Genomic DNA, 14,667 nt, shown 5'->3' on the forward strand with positions numbered 1-14,667 from the left:
ACCTCCTGCGATACCGCTCGCGCGGGGCGGTTCGTGACTTAGGACGATTTAGTAGGCGAAGGATCGGTCGAGTGCTTCCAACACGCGATCCAGGTCCGGAACGTAATGCTCTTCAACGGCAGCCGGCGGGTAGGGCATGTGGAAAGCACCCACGCGCAGCACGGGAGCTTCCAGCGAGTAGAACGCCCGCTCGGTCACGCGCGCGGCGATCTCCCCGCCCAGGCCGCCGAACGTGGGCGCCTCGTGGGCGATGATCAGGCGACCGGTCTTCCGCACGGACGCCGTGACGGTGTCGAAATCGATGGGTGACAAGCTGCGCAGGTCGATGACCTCCACGCTGCGGCCGTCGTCCTGCGCTGCTTGCGCGGCCGCAAGCGCCACGGGAACCAACGGCCCCCACGCAACGATTGTGGCCTCTTGACCTTCACGGACCACGGCGGCGCTGAACGGGTCGCCCATGGGCTGATCCTCGTCCACCTCGCCCTTGAGCCAGTAGCGGCGCTTGGGCTCGAAGATGATGACCGGGTCATTGCACTCAATGGCCTGCTGCGACATCCAGTACGCATCCTGCGCATTGGAGGGCGCCAGGATACGCAGACCCGCCGTGTGGGCGAACAGCGCCTCCGGGGACTCCGAGTGGTGCTCGACCGAACCGATCACGCCGCCGTAGGGAATGCGGATGGTCACGGGGACGGTCAGGTTGCCGTCCGAGCGCGCATGGATCTTGGCCAGCTGCGTGGTGATCTGGTTGAACGCGGGAAACGTGAACCCGTCGAATTGGATCTCGCACACGGGGCGGTAACCCCGTTCGGCCAGCCCGATGGCCGTTCCCACGATGCCGGCCTCACCCAAGGGGGTGTCCAGCACACGATGAGCGCCGTAGCGGTCCTTGAGCCCTTCGGTCACACGGTAGACACCGCCCAGGGAACCGATGTCCTCGCCCATGAGCATGACCTTGGAGTTTTCCTCCATGGCCCGGGACAACCCCGCGTTGATCGCTTTGGCAATGGTCAGCTGCTTCACGCGTGAGCTCCTTCCGAGCCGGAGTCTTCCTGATCGTCCTGCGGTGCGAAACCGGCCTGGTAGTCCAGGTACTCGGCTCGTTCTGCATCGACCAGGGAGTGCGGGTCCGCGTAGGCCTTGGCGAAGTATTCGTCGAAGGTGGGCGGCACCATGGCCAGCACATCGGCACGCAGTTCGTCGGCCAGTTCACGGCCCTCGTTGGCCACAGAGTCGAAGAACTCGTCACCCACGTGGTGGGTTTCGCGCAGGTGCATCTCCAGCCGTTCGATCGGGTCCAGGGTGCCCCACTCTTCTTCTTCGTCCCGTTGGCGGTACTTGGTGGGGTCGTCCGCGGTGGTGTGCGCGCCCATGCGGTAGGTCTCCGCCTCGATCATCACGGGGCCTTCTCCGCGGCGGATCTTGTCGAGTGCGTAACGGGTCGCGGCCAGCACGGCCAGGATGTCATTACCGTCCACGCGCAGACCCTCGAAACCGTAACCGGCAGCGCGGGTGGCCAGCGGCACGCGTGACTGCGTGGAGAACGGCACCGAGATCGCCCACTGGTTGTTCTGCACGAAGAACAGCACCGGTGCGTCATAGGACGCTGCAAACACCATGGATTCGTGGATTTCACCCTCGGTGCTTGCGCCGTCACCGTAGTAGGCGACCACGGCCTCGGGGGTTTCGCTCACCTGCTCCCCCCCGTCTTGGGCGGCTTTGCGGTCCAGCGCGGTGCCCATGGCGTAGCCCACCGCGTGCGGCACCTGGGAGGCCAGCACCATGTGTAGAGGTTCACGTGGTGTTCGTTGGGGTCCCAGCCGCCGGCGGTGTGACCGCGGAACAGTTGCAGCAGCTCACCGGGCTTCACACCGCGATGGAAGACCACGGCGTGCTCGCGGTAGGACGGGTAGATGCGATCGGTGGGTTCGGTGGCCCACACGGAGCCCACCTGGGCCGCTTCCTGTCCGCGCAGCGGTACCCACAGCACGAGCTGACCCTGGCGCTGCAGCGACGTGGCTTCTTCGTCCACGCGCCGGGCCAGTGCCATGGAGCGGTACAGCCCCTTGAGCTCCACCGTGTCGATGTCCTGCACGAACGGCGAGAGTTTGGAGTCCTCATGGACCGTGCCTTGCTCGTCGAGCAACTGGAGCCTGGGCACCGTGCTTTCAACCGTCCCGGGGTGCGTCTTTGCTGCCATGGTTGGATTGTCCTTCCGAGTGGCCTAGTTGGTGCTGCTCATGGGCATGGTGCTGGGATACGGGAACTGCGCGCACAGCTCGAGCAACCGGGTGTTGGCCTCCGCCTCGCCGAAGCTCACGCGCACACCCTCGGACCCGAACCGGCGGACCGAGAGTGCGTGAGCATCGCACAGTTCGCTGAAGGCCTGGCTGTGTTCACCCAGCGGTAGCCACACGAAGTTGGCCTGGGTTTCCGGGTGCTGCCACCCGAGTTCGTCGAGTCCCGCCAGCACGCGTTCACGCTCGTCGACCACCTGCTGGACGCGCTCGTTGACCTGGTCGATGTTCTCGATGGATGCCACGGCCGCCAGCTGGGCAACCTGTGTGACGCTGAAGGCGGGGGTGGCTTGCCGCAGGTACTGGGTCACGTGCGGTTGGGACACCGTGTACCCCACACGCAGACCCGCGAGTCCGTGAGCCTTGGACAGGGTGCGTAGCGACACCACGTTGGGGTACTCGCGGTAGAAGTCGATGCCGTTGGCCAGCCCCTCGGCCCGCTGGAATTCCCAGTAGGCCTCGTCAATGACCACCAGCACCCGCGAGGGGATGCGCTGCATGAACTCGTGCACCTCCGCCGCGCGGAGGCTGGGCCCGGTGGGGTTGTTAGGGGTGCACAGCAGGATCACGCGGGTCCGGTCGGTCACGGCGTCCGCCATGGCTTTCAGATCGTGGGAGCCGTCCGGCAGGTTGGGAATCTGGACGCTCAACGCCCCGGCCAGTCCCACCGAAATCGGATACGCCTCGAAGGAACGCCACGCATAGATGACCTCGTCCGGTTGGCCGTCCTGGCCGGTTCCCGCGAACGCCGCCAGTAGCTGGTTCAAGGCGCCCAGGCTGCCCGCGCCGGCCACGATGTCCGCGGCGGGCACCGAGAGATAGCCCGCGAGCGCTTCGCACAACACCGTGGCTGCGGGGTCCGGGTAGCGGTTGAACAGGTCGAAGTCGTGGAGGGCCTGACGGACCGCCGGTACCGGGCCGTAGGGATTCTCGTTGGACGCCAGCTTGTAGGCCACCAACCCGGGGATCTCGGCAGCGGGCTTTCCGGCGGCGTACGCGGGAAGCTGAGCCAGTGCGGCGCGCGGACTGACCCGCTCCGCGTTCTGCTCGGCGCCTGAGGAATCGGCTGACGGCGTGGCGTTACTCATAGGCCCAATGCTAACTCTCGCTATCGATCCTCCGGGTTGTGGACAACGTGTTCTTCCGTGGCTTCGTATATGTAGGTTTCGGTGTTCGCGTCGGATCCCGCGGGCACTGCGGCACGTAAAGCGTGTTCATGTTTTTCCACTGCGGCGTGCCCCGAGTTGCTGATGCCCTGGGCCCCTAGCGTGTAGGTGTACATGTCGTGGGCTGCCACTCCGCTGAGGCTTCCCACGGTCGAGTACTGACCGTTGTACTGGGTGTCCACGCGCACCGTGGAACGGTTTTCGCCGTCCGGATTCGCAACGCCGTCCAGCGGCGGAACCATGTCGTCGTGATGCTCCACGGCCATCACCGATGTGTTCTCGGAGAACTCGAAACCGCCCACGGGTGCCCCGAAGGTCGTCAGCGCGTCCACCGAGTACAGCTGCTGGAACTGCTTGTTCGTGGCCAGGCCGGCAGCATCGATACCGCCCAGGCTGTGCCCCGTTAGCACCACCGAATCACCGGGCTGGATCCCGGCATCCTTCAACGCTTCCAGGGCGGCCGCTGGGCGGGAGGGAGATCGTCCAGCGAATCGTGGGGTTGCACCTTCATCCCCTCGACGATGCCCGCAATGTCATGAACGCCCTGACCGTCGTGCCAGACCTCTGTGCCGGTGAGCACCACTGAGAATGCCGCCGCCCGCTACTGTCGGTGGATTTCTGCACCATGACCGTGCTGTTCTCTCGGTCCTGCACGATGTTCTTGGCGTCCTTCAGCGCGCCCGCCGTACCCGCCACCGTCGCGGGAACCGCGCCGTCGAATTCAACGCCCCTGGGAAGCGGACGCTTGGCCAACCCCACCATCCCGTGGTCAGCCGCGTTCGTTGGCGTCATACCAGTCATCGTCTCCTTGGACTTCGGGCGCACCGCGTGACCGCGTACCGCCGGGTACAGCAGCCGCTCCGCCGGCGAGAGGCTTCTGCCGGTCGAGTACGGGGTCAGCCATTCGAATCCGGGCTTGCCACTCAGACCGTTGACGGCGGCACGCACCACCGGCCACGAGGCTCCCAGCTCAGCCTGAATCGCCGCTTCCTCGGAACCCGCCTGCGCTTCGGACTCGCCGATCCCCGTCAGTAGATTGTCCGCCCACACACGGGCGTACTGGCCCACCGTGAACTCGTCGCCCGGTCCGCCGCCCAGCACCGCGTAAGCCTCCGTTCCCCGCATGAACGCCGAGGGCACCGGGGTCTGCAGGGTTGAGTCGAGCACGTCGTCCAGCCCCACGCCACGGATCACCGCGTTCGTCCCCTCCGGGCCGCCACCGGCGACCAGCACCCCGAACGACGTGACTCGAACATTGGTCGCGAATTCGGTCGGAGAGTTGATGCCCGCCCGTTTCACCGCAGTACTGAACTCGTCCAGGCTCGTGCGCAGTCCACGTGTCGCGGGTCCGCTCAGGTTCCATCCCGGCAAGGTCAGGATGCCCGGCCCGAACAAGGATCCCACGCTGGCCTCGACCATCTCGTAGTGCTGTTGCGCGCTCGCCAGCCGCACGTGCGTGAGGGTCATGCGCGCCTGGGTCGCAGCGAGGGCGGCTTTCGACAACACCGACGACGCCGCCGCGGCCACCAGCAGCGGATGTCCCGTCACGCTCCACGCGGCAACTTCCAGGTCAGCTGCCGTGGTCCCCAGGAGCACATCACCCGCCCGTTCATTCACGCGGGTGAGAACCCCGGTGGCTATCGCGATGGCTTCTGTGCTGACCTCCAGCGTTCCCGGCCCGGTGCCGCCGGTCACCCGCATGGATTCCGTGGCGGACGTGATAGCGGCGCCGGTGTTAGCGGGGACGTTAGGGTGCTGCAACGGAGGCCGACCCCCCGAGTGTGTGCTGAACAGCGTGGCCTGGACGTCCTCGGCGCGCCCCGTGATCTCTCGTTCCACGTGAGTGCTCATCGCAGCAGTCCTCCGAGTCCGTGCCGGGGGATCGGCTGTCCCGCGTGCGCAAGCACTCCCAGTACCGAGGCCCCCAAGGTGCCCAGATCCAGGAACTGTTCCACCGCTCCGATCTGGCCCGAGAGTCCCGCGGCACCCGCGCGTAGCTCCGCCGCAACGTTTCGGTACTGCCGGGCCGCTCCCTGAAGGTCCGCCACCAGCTCGTCCAGCCGGTGTCGATAGGTCTGGGCAGCTTGCCCTTTCCAATCCGGGGTCTGAGCCGTACGGAGTTCCCCGGCCAACGTCATGAGTTCGTCCGCGGTGCGCTCATACGTGCTCGCAAGTACGACGAGACGTTCGTGCACCAGCCCCGCGACACCCGCGGGAGACGGCCCGGAAGGCTCGGCAGGAGCCGACGGCGCCGGGCCGCCCGGTGGAGCGAGTGACGACATGGCCTGTTCCTTCCTGACACGCAAACCACGGAGAACTTCACGCTAGAGCGCACGTCGGAAAGCGGGCGGCTGGACACCGCCGGTTGTGGATGCGCAACCCAAGCCCCGCGTACTCGCCCGCCCGTGGAGAACGGGCACCGCGGCGTCGTCGTCGAGGGACACCGAGCCGGAGCGTTCGCGAAGGCGTGGAAGAATGAGGACCATGTCGAAGACCCCACATACTCTCCCCTCCGGACGCGTGGCCCTGAGCCAGCAAACCCCTTCCATCGCGTTGGGCCCCTTGGACGGCCGCTATCGCCCCCAGGCCGGCATCCTGGTCGATTACCTCTCGGAAGCCTCGCTCAACCGCGAGCGCGTGCACGTGGAGGTCGAATGGTTCATCCACCTGAGTGAACAGCGCGCGCTGCCCGGTTTGGAACCCCTGAACCAGGAGCAGAAGGACGGTCTGCGGGCCATCGTCACCGACTTCGACGCGCAGTCCGTGGCGGAACTGGCCGAGATCGAGGCCGTGACCGTGCACGATGTGAAGGCCGTGGAGTACTACATCGGTCGCCGGCTGCCGGAGTTGGGTTTGGAGCACCTCAAGGCGCTCGTGCACTTCGCGTGTACCTCCGAGGACATCAACAACCTCTCCTACGCCTTGGGCATCAAGGACGCCGTGGAGGATGCCTGGTTGCCCGCCGCCCACAAGCTCGTGGCCGCGATCAGCGACATGGCCCAGGACGCCAAGCGACCCCCATGCTGTCCCGCACGCACGGTCAGCCGGCGACCCCCACCACGCTCGGTAAGGAACTCGCGGTCTTCGCACACCGCCTGAACCGGCAACTGAACCGCATTGCCAAGACCGAGTTCCTGGGCAAGATCAACGGCGCCACCGGTACGTTCGCCGCCCACGTGGCCGCGGCCCCGGACACCGACTGGCCGGCCATCTCCCAGTCCTTCGTGGAGGGCCTGGGTCTGGACTGGAACCCGCTGACCACCCAGATCGAATCCCACGACTGGCAGGCCGAGCTCTACTCGGACATCGCCCGGTTCAACCGGATCCTGCACAACCTCTGCACGGACGTGTGGTCCTATATCTCCATCGGCTACTTCCAGCAGATCCCGGTCGAGGGCGCCACCGGATCGTCAACCATGCCGCACAAGGTGAACCCCATCCGCTTCGAGAACGCCGAAGCCAACGCGGAGATCTCGTGCTCGCTCCTGGACACCCTGGGCGCCACCCTGGTGACCTCGCGCTGGCAGCGTGACCTCACGGACTCCTCGTCACAGCGCAACATCGGTGTGGCCTTCGGTCACTCGATGCTTGCCATCTCCAATGTGATCAAGGGCCTGGAGCGCCTGGACGTGGCCGAGAACCTGTTGGCCGAGGACCTCGACGAGAACTGGGAGGTGCTGGGCGAAGCCGTCCAGACCGCCATGCGCGCCGAGGCCATCGCCGGACGCGAGGGCATGGACAACCCCTACGAGCGGCTCAAGGAACTGACCCGCGGTCACCGCGTGGACGGCGAGCGCATGCGCGAGTTCATCGGCGGTCTGGGCCTGTCGGATGCCGCGGAGCAGCGGCTGAAGGGTTTGACTCCCGGCCAGTACACCGGTTTGGCCGAGCAGCTGGTGGATCGCTACGCGAACTGAGCCTCACGGCGCGACACAGCACCGCTGGAATCCTTACGGGTTCCGGCGGTGTTCTCGTTTCCGGGCTCCGCCACCCAACGCAGCACGTCCGCGGGTACGTTCGTCGTGATCTGTTGAACCCCAAGCGCCAGGCACAAGTGGGTGTCCACGAACGAGTCGACGGTCCACACCCGCAATATCGACCCGTTGGCCCGCCAGGTGATCACATCTTTCAGGTGATCTCGCACGAACTCGATTCCCGGCCCGGCTAGCTCCACCTCACCGTTGGCGATGATCGGAACGGCCGGCGGCACCACAAGGCGCATCCCCGCGCGATAGACCATGGCGGCGGCCGGCCCCACCCGCATGCTGTGGCGCACCGTGCTCACGGTGGTGTCCGCGACCAACTGGCACACGTGCCGGGGTGAGACGGACTGCAGAAGGTGGCGAACGCCGTCGGGATGGAAACTCATGATCGACACCTTGATGTTGCCCAGCCAGCCGGTCTCGGGGTCCCAGCACGGCGCATGAGCAGCACCAGCACAGCCTCTTCCAAGCCGTGCCCGAACGGGCTGGGGTGTTTGGTCTCAACCGCCAGGCCAATGGGTCGCCCCGCGGCCTCCAACAGATCCAGCAACTCGTCCAGGGTCAGCAACTGCTCCTCCAAGCCGCCGTGGGACGAAGGGATCGGCACGCCCTTCCAGGACGTGAAATCCAAATCACGCAGCTGAGCCAGCGTGTGCTGCGAAATGGGCCCGGCGCCGTCGGAAGTGCGGCCCAGTTGAGTGTCGTGGTGCAGGACCAGGTGCCCGTCGCGGGTGAGCTGAACGTCGCATTCCACCCCGTCAGCGCCGTCGAGCAGCGCCTGGACATAGGCCGAGCGGGTGAGTTCGGGGAACGCCGCGGAGGAGCCGCGGTGGGCGTAGACCAAGGGACGTTCGGTCGGTCGCGAGGTGGTCCGGGATCGGTCCGGCTGGGTGCCACAGGGAGAATGTCCGGGGGAGCCACTTGTGGTGAACACGCGGCCACCGTAACGCGCGGGGCTAAAGCCGCACTGAGCGACCGACGAAATGCGCATGACGGGAACGTGAACGCCCCGGGGCTCCATCACTCGATGGAACCCCGGGGCGTTGTGCATAATCAGCCGGTCTGGCTACTACTTCTTCTCGATCGACTCCGGGTCCTTGACCTTGGTGCCGTCCTTGAAGGCGTCGGCACGGTTGTTCAGGTCCAGGGCGGCCGGGAAATCGGCGGGGAACTCGCCAAAGGCTTCCTCGGTGGCCTTGATGACCTGGCGAGACATGGCCAGGTTGGCGCCACCGCCCACCACCGCGCCGATGCCGAACGGCAGGGCACGGCCCATCACGGCACCGGTCTGCTTGGCCAGGAAGCGCTTGACGAACATGTTGCGGATGGTGCGACCGGCATCGAACTTCTTGTCGCTGTCACCCTTGCCCAGCATGAGTCCCCACTTGTTGGAGAGGCCCCTGGACGGGCTCGAGTTGGCCAGCAGCTGACTCATCAGCTGGTTGCCGTCCTCGCCGAGCATCAGAGCCATGACCATGGTGCGGTTCTGCTCCTCGTTGTCCGGGAACACTCCGTGCAGTTCGGCCATGGCCTGCGCGTACAGCGCCGTGGCTTCCAGGTAACCGACCACGGCCACCGAAGAGAGCCCCAGGGACGCGATGGTGCCGATACCGGGAACCATGGCGGTGGCGCCCACGGCCCCGCCGCCCAGCGTCACCGTGCGCTGGTAGGTCTTGGTCAGTCGCTTGGCGATCTGCTCCGGGGTTTCGTTGGGGTGCTGCTCGCGTTCACGCTGCAGCGCCTTGATCACCATGGGGCGCTGGGCGCGCAGCACATGGTTCAGGAATTTGTTGACGCCCGGCTTGGGCTTGCCGTCCTCGTCAAAGGCCTTATTCAGCGGGTTCATGGCCATAGCGGTGCACTCCTTAAGGCTTGCTCATCGAATGGGGCGGTTCTCGCTTGTCATTCGGGTCAACTATTCCACAAGCTCGCTGATCACCGCGCGGGCGTTCGCTATCCGACGACGCCGCCGGCCCCGGTTCGCCGCGCCCCTCACCCGGAGGGGTGGTCGGCTACGCGCTCGCGAACTCGTCCCACGCGTGCAGTTTGCGCAGCAGATCCGTTTTCTTGATCGCGTGACCCGACATCCGCCCCAGGATCGAGGACAGCGCCTCGATGGTTTCGATGATGAACGGGCCCTTGTTGAGCATCACGCACTCCGCCCGTTGCCCCTCGGCGGCATCCGTGACCTCCGCGCGGGAAGGGATCCCCTTCTTGGCCAGGCTCTCGAGCACCTGGGTGGCCCAGATGACCGGAACGTGGGCGGCCTCGCACAGCCACAGGATCTCCTGCTGAACTTCCGCGAGACGCTCGAAACCGGTCTCCACCGCCAGGTCGCCGCGGGCGATCATGACCCCGGCGTCCTTCCAGCGCATGACCTCCAACAGCATCTGCGGCAACTGCTCGAACCCGCCCACCGTCTCGATCTTGAGGGTCACATCCACCTCGGTGGCGTCCAAGCGAGTGAGTTCGTCCAGCAGGTCCGTGACGTCCGTGCGGGTGCGCACGAACGACATGTTCACGATGTCCGCGTGCCGCGCCACGAACTCCAGGTCCTTGCGGTCCTGAGCGGTCAGGGAACGGATCTGCAGATCGGTGTCCGGGAAGTTGATGCCCTTCTCGGCCTTGAGGTTGGAGCCATTGGGCCCGGTGTGCAGGACCTCGATGTCCATACTGTCCGGGGTCACGGTGCGCACCACGCCGCCGATCTTGCCGTCGTCGAGCCAGACCCGGTCCCCCGGTTCCACGTGTTCGAAGGCCTCGGGCAGGGTGCAGCCGATCGTGAACGGGGACTTAGTCACCGCAGGCACCGGTTCCAGGCTGCGCACCAGACGCAGGGTGTCCCCGATATTCAGGCGCAGCGCCTGTTCGGTTTCCGGAAGCTCACCCAGGGTTGCTTCGTCGCCGTTGCCGGCCTTGAGCACCAAGTCGGTGGCGAAATAGACGGTCTTGGAGAATTCCACCAGCACACCGCCGTCCTCCACGGCCACCACTCGCAAGGACCGGCCCGAGTCACGAGCGTCCCGGAGCCGGATCCGCTCCCCCACCGTGCGTTCCTTCAGCCACGTTTCCGGGTTCACGGGCACGGACGGGATCAGGTCGTCGTGCGGCGATTGCCCCAACCAGAGCCGGGCTCGCTCGGTGACATGTCCCGTGGCGTCGCGCTCGGGTTTGATCTTCTCGACCCGCGGCCCCGGCTCGATGGGACCGGTCCGCACCTTGGGGCCGCCCAGGTCCATGGAGACGCGCAGGTCCTTGTCCAAGTCCGACGCCGCCGCGCGCACGTGATCGATCATCCGCGCCCATTCTTCGGGGCCGTCGTGCGCGCAGTTCACGCGCGCCACGTTCATTCCGGCGGCCACCATCTCGCGGACCAGAGCGGCGTCGTTGGCGGCCTCGGAAGGCAAAGTGACCATGATGCGCGTTTCGCGATCCGCGGGGCTGTTGCCGAGCAACTGCACCGAGTTGCGCTCCAGGACTTCCTGGCCGGTGCCGTGATCTTCACCGGGGTCGATGCCCACATCCAGCATGTCCAAATTGGGTTCGGACCGCCCCGCGATGGCGGCCAGGCTCAACAGCACCGCCTTGAGATGGTCCTCCACACCGGCCTCCATGCGGCCCAGTGACGAGAGACCGAGGTCCGAGAGGTCCGCCTGCAATTGCCGGACGTCCTGGCTGCGGACAGCGGTGTAATCGACCAGATTCACCGCGGACCAGCGGTGCCGGGGCTGCACCCGGTTGATCCGTTCCAACTGCGCGGACCGCGCGGTTCTGACCACGCGGAACAGTTCCTCCACCGTGTCCATGGCGTGCGACGCCGTGTCTCGGCGCTGCTGGAGTACGTGGTCCGGCACTTGGCTCATGATCGTTTCAACCCCCTGGTCCAATGGTGTTCGACCACCGTAGTAACGACAGATTTACGCGAGGTGAACAGGATGCCGATCAGTGCCGGGAGAACTCACTGAATTGTCCGGTGACGGGCCCGTAGTGCGCATCCACGGTCATCACGACTCCCGGCGTATCACTCGAGTTCAGTGATTTGAGGAGCTCCTGCAAGGCCCACCGTGGGCCTTCCACCTCGATCGTTACGGTGCCGTCCGAATTATTGGTCGCGTGGCCCACCAGCCCCAACTTCTCCGCATGACGCCAGGCCCAGTAGCGGAACCCCACACCTTGCACGGTGCCGTGAATCACGGCGGTCATGGACAGGGACTCGTTCAGGTCAAGTTCTTCGCGTTCGCGACCGTCCGAGGGGCGCGGGTGCAGTGATGGCATCTCCATAGGCCCAGATTAGGAGATACTTCTGAAAGAACACATTGCTGATGTTCCACAGACCCCGCGAAAGGACGCTCCGCCCCATGTCCGAAGACACCGTACTCAGCGCTCAGGACCGGCTGGAGATCCTGGAGACCCTGCATTTCCTGTCCCACGTGGTCGACAACCGCGAATGGGATCACCTGGCGGGCGCGGTCACCGAGGACGTGGAATTCCTGTCCCCCAAGACCGACGCCCCTGAATCCGTGGCGGACCTGGCGCCCACCATGACGCTGCCCGGGCCCGCGGGAATCCGGCAGGGCTACGAACTTTCACAGTTGGCGCAGTACGGCAGCGTGCACGTACTCAACACCGTGATCGAGCCCATCGACCAGGACACCGCAGTGACGTGGAGCCGCTTGATCATGGTGTCCTTCGATCAGCGGGCGGTCGGTGCAGATGCCGTGGACACTGTGGTTCGCACACCCGTTGGCTGGCGCATCTCACGCCGCGTGGTTCACGCGCGCAATATGCTGCGCGAACCGCAACGTCAGGGCGGTGGTTACGTGCCAGGTCCCTACACGTTCATGCATTTCGACGAGGCCATCCTCAGAGCCCAGCAAGGAGCTGCAGCCACCGACGATCACGGTAACGGCGGGCAGACCCGATGAACCGCTCCCGGTGGGAACACGTGAGCTCCGAAGACGCCGTACAGATCCACGACACTTTGGCTCGGTACGCGCATTGCATCGACAATCGCGATTGGGACCGGCTGCCCAGCATTTTCACCGCCGATGCGCGGTTCGGCTCGCCCGGCAACTACACGGCCTCCCGTGACGAGATCTCCGAGCGGATTGAACGGGTCACCCCGTACCACCCGCACTTCACCACGGATACGGTGATCGCGCGGCTCCCCGCCGATTCGGACGGCAGGGAACGCGCGCGATCATGGAGTAAATACTTCATCGTGCGGCATGACGGGTCACTGGCCTCTGGCGATTACCTGGACGAATGGATCCGCACCGACCAGGGGTGGCGGATCTTCCAGCGCCGGGTGTCCCGAGGCCAACGCTGGGAGAACGACCCCGGGGCCCCTCCCAGCGCGACCTGCAGATGAAGGATTTTCTGGCGGCTACCTCCTAGGAGAGGTCTGCCAACGCCTCGGTGATCACCGTGTCACCATCCGCGAAGTCGATCTTCCGTCCGACCGTGGTGTCGGGAGCGGAGAGAGCTGCCGCAGCGACCAAGGCGACATTTCCGCGCGCCGTGTTGGCGGCGCCGTCGTCCTGGCCGGGCTCGGTGGTGATCATGCCGGTGGTCTCTTCGTCCGTGAGCGTGCCCGGACCCAGGATGGTCCACTTGAGCGAGCTGGCGCGCAGGTGATCGTCCGCATCCGCCTTGGACTGGGCGTATGCGTAGAACGGATCGTCCTCGGGGATCCCGTGGTCCTGGCCCGCGCCGATGTAGGAGACCATTACGTAGCGATCCACGCCGGCGGCCTGCGCGGCATCCATGGAGCGAATGGCGGCGTCGCGGTCCACCGCGTAGGTGCGCTCGGGGTCACCGCCACCTGCGCCGGCGGACCACACGACGGCGTCCTGGCCGTTGAGAAGTTCGGTGAGGCCATCCGTGTCGAGGGTCTGTACGTCCGCCACAACAGCGTTCGCGCCCGTGTCTTCAACGTCCTGGACCTGCGATTCGGAACGGATCACCGAGTTCACACGATGCCCTTCGCCCGTCAGAATCTGGCTGAGCTGGAGGGCCACCTTTCCGTGGCCGCCGATGATCATGATGTCCGACATGGGTTAGTCCTTCCGTAGACGGTAGTACTTCCGTGCCGTGGCTGTTCCGTTGATTCGGATGGCGGCCCACACTGCTACGAGCAGGAGGGCGACGACCACGGCGGGTGCCACTGTCCATAGCGCGATGAGTACCAAGATCATTCCCACTAGGGCCGGAATCATTGGCCAGCCGTACTGCACCATTTCCACGGCCATGTAGTCCTGCACCCTCAGATGGGCGCTGTCCCGGGGCAAACGACCGGTGCGGGCGCTCGCTCGTACCCCCTTGGATCCGGCGGAACGTTCTTCCATCATTCCCACGCGGGGCACCTGGTCCACGCGCATGAATGAGAGGATCACCCCGCCCAGAGAGGCCACGGCCCCTGCCAGGAGCACCGGCCATTGCCAGGCGGTATCAAAGAGTCCCGTTCGGTCCAATAGATCGTTGAACAGCACTCCCGCGATTCCCGCGATCAGTGCAACGGCCCCTACCACTGCCAGGCGTCGCTTCCAGACTTTGTCGACCCACGCCAGTGACGGAATAGGAACGTTGGGGCGGTCGGCTCCCGTGAGTCTGTATTCCTGTGCCATGGCGTGTCCTCTCTATGAGTGTCCGTTGGGCGCCGCCATTTCTTTGTACAACCGTGTCACCACGGCGTGCAGGTCGGCGCTGTCGTGTTCCACCAGCGCTTCTGTCAGCACTCCCAACAGACCGTGAATCATGAACCGGTCCTGCAGGTTGGAGGTGCTGGGCTGGTGTTGCTCGTTACGTAGGTGGCGGCACGCGGCGGCCAGCTGCACCACCAGTGCGTTGCCGGCCAGGTAACCGCCGGGGCCGGAGAGCACAGCGGTGTAATAGTCCCTGTACTCGATCATATGATCGGCACGGTGTGCGCAAGACGTTCCAGAACATCACCCTCGCCGCTGAGGGTGGCGCTCTTCAGGGACAGCTCGGCGCGCAACAGGTTCACGGTGGTTTGCAGCAGGACCTGGTCGCGCGACCCGAAATTCTCGTACACGGCCTTGCGGCTGACGCCCGCGGCCTGCGCGATTTCTGTCATGCCCACGTGCGATCCGCGGCGGGCGACAAGATCGACCGTGGCGTCCACCACCGCTCTTCGCGTTCGTTCTATTCGTCGATCCATGGGAGTCTCCAAAATCCGATGAGAAGTTAAATAGTACGCCT

The 14,667-nt window shown here is 65.5% G+C and carries 14 protein-coding genes and 3 pseudogenes; 3 read left to right on the forward strand and 14 right to left on the reverse strand.

What is annotated here, in order from left to right:
- Positions 1–48: 48 nt before the first annotated feature.
- From YO9_RS0103160 to YO9_RS0103185, 6 genes and pseudogenes are all read right to left on the reverse strand, one after another.
- A complete protein-coding gene (locus YO9_RS0103160; protein WP_016996208.1) occupies positions 49–1,023 on the reverse strand; it encodes an alpha-ketoacid dehydrogenase subunit beta in 975 nt (324 codons plus the stop codon).
- A pseudogene (locus YO9_RS21285) lies at positions 1,020–2,200 on the reverse strand (thiamine pyrophosphate-dependent enzyme). The gene YO9_RS0103160 and the pseudogene YO9_RS21285 overlap by 4 nt, the downstream one beginning before the upstream one ends.
- 24 nt (positions 2,201–2,224) lie before the next feature.
- Positions 2,225–3,385, reverse strand: coding sequence for a histidinol-phosphate transaminase (locus YO9_RS0103170; protein WP_016996209.1), 1,161 nt, complete (start codon positions 3,383–3,385; stop codon positions 2,225–2,227).
- Positions 3,386–3,405: 20 nt separating this feature from the next.
- On the reverse strand, positions 3,406–3,909 hold the full coding sequence (locus YO9_RS0103175; protein ID WP_016996210.1) for a lipase family protein: 504 nt from the start codon (positions 3,907–3,909) through the stop codon (positions 3,406–3,408).
- 61 nt (positions 3,910–3,970) lie between these two features.
- Positions 3,971–5,314 carry a hypothetical protein gene (locus YO9_RS0103180; RefSeq protein ID WP_016996211.1) on the reverse strand — a complete coding sequence of 448 codons (1,344 nt, stop codon included), beginning with the start codon at positions 5,312–5,314 and terminating at the stop codon, positions 3,971–3,973.
- Entirely contained in the window at positions 5,311–5,745 is a 435-nt protein-coding gene (locus YO9_RS0103185; protein ID WP_016996212.1) for a WXG100 family type VII secretion target, read from the reverse strand. Before YO9_RS0103185 ends, YO9_RS0103180 begins: the two co-directional genes overlap by 4 nt.
- A 202-nt stretch (positions 5,746–5,947) precedes the next feature.
- Here YO9_RS0103185 and purB point away from each other — a divergent pair.
- Positions 5,948–7,380, forward strand: a pseudogene (gene purB, locus YO9_RS0103190) (adenylosuccinate lyase).
- On the opposite strand, the pseudogene YO9_RS0103195 reads toward purB, so the two are convergent.
- From YO9_RS0103195 to YO9_RS0103210, 4 genes and pseudogenes are all read right to left on the reverse strand, one after another.
- Positions 7,368–8,290 (reverse strand): annotated as a pseudogene (locus YO9_RS0103195) (glycerophosphodiester phosphodiesterase). The pseudogenes purB and YO9_RS0103195 overlap by 13 nt on opposite strands.
- A 225-nt stretch (positions 8,291–8,515) precedes the next feature.
- The gene (locus YO9_RS0103200) at positions 8,516–9,298 is read right to left on the reverse strand and encodes a hypothetical protein (RefSeq protein ID WP_016996213.1); all 783 of its coding nucleotides are present in this window, start codon (positions 9,296–9,298) and stop codon (positions 8,516–8,518) included.
- Positions 9,299–9,458: 160 nt separating this feature from the next.
- A complete protein-coding gene (locus YO9_RS0103205) occupies positions 9,459–11,309 on the reverse strand; it encodes a pyruvate kinase (protein ID WP_031272580.1) in 1,851 nt (616 codons plus the stop codon).
- A gap of 79 nt (positions 11,310–11,388) precedes the next feature.
- Positions 11,389–11,721, reverse strand: a complete 333-nt coding sequence (locus tag YO9_RS0103210) for an acylphosphatase (protein ID WP_223286026.1) — start codon at positions 11,719–11,721, stop codon at positions 11,389–11,391.
- Positions 11,722–11,804: 83 nt separating this feature from the next.
- Between YO9_RS0103210 and YO9_RS0103215 the strand changes: the two genes are divergently transcribed.
- Complete coding sequence (locus YO9_RS0103215) at positions 11,805–12,371, forward strand: nuclear transport factor 2 family protein (RefSeq protein WP_016996216.1); 567 nt, start codon at positions 11,805–11,807, stop codon at positions 12,369–12,371.
- A gap of 20 nt (positions 12,372–12,391) precedes the next feature.
- On the forward strand, positions 12,392–12,817 hold the full coding sequence (locus tag YO9_RS16545; protein ID WP_223286027.1) for a nuclear transport factor 2 family protein: 426 nt from the start codon (positions 12,392–12,394) through the stop codon (positions 12,815–12,817).
- Positions 12,818–12,839: 22 nt separating this feature from the next.
- On the opposite strand, the gene YO9_RS0103225 is transcribed toward YO9_RS16545, so the two are convergent.
- The 4 genes from YO9_RS0103225 to YO9_RS16555 are packed head-to-tail and all read right to left on the reverse strand — an operon-like array spanning position 12,840 to position 14,590.
- Positions 12,840–13,502 carry an SDR family oxidoreductase gene (locus YO9_RS0103225; RefSeq protein ID WP_016996218.1) on the reverse strand — a complete coding sequence of 221 codons (663 nt, stop codon included), beginning with the start codon at positions 13,500–13,502 and terminating at the stop codon, positions 12,840–12,842.
- Positions 13,503–13,505: 3 nt separating this feature from the next.
- Positions 13,506–14,072 carry a hypothetical protein gene (locus tag YO9_RS0103230; protein ID WP_016996219.1) on the reverse strand — a complete coding sequence of 189 codons (567 nt, stop codon included), beginning with the start codon at positions 14,070–14,072 and terminating at the stop codon, positions 13,506–13,508.
- A 12-nt stretch (positions 14,073–14,084) separates the two neighbouring features.
- Positions 14,085–14,357, reverse strand: a complete 273-nt coding sequence (locus YO9_RS16550; RefSeq protein WP_016996220.1) for a hypothetical protein — start codon at positions 14,355–14,357, stop codon at positions 14,085–14,087.
- Positions 14,354–14,590 (reverse strand): TetR/AcrR family transcriptional regulator, encoded by a 237-nt coding sequence (locus YO9_RS16555; protein WP_223286028.1) that lies wholly within the window; start codon positions 14,588–14,590, stop codon positions 14,354–14,356. The genes YO9_RS16550 and YO9_RS16555 overlap by 4 nt, the downstream gene beginning before the upstream one ends.
- Positions 14,591–14,667 lie beyond the last annotated feature (77 nt).

The sequence above is a fragment of the Kocuria atrinae C3-8 genome (genome assembly GCF_000286355.1).
Taxonomy (GTDB): Bacteria; Actinomycetota; Actinomycetes; order Actinomycetales; family Micrococcaceae; genus Kocuria; species Kocuria atrinae_A.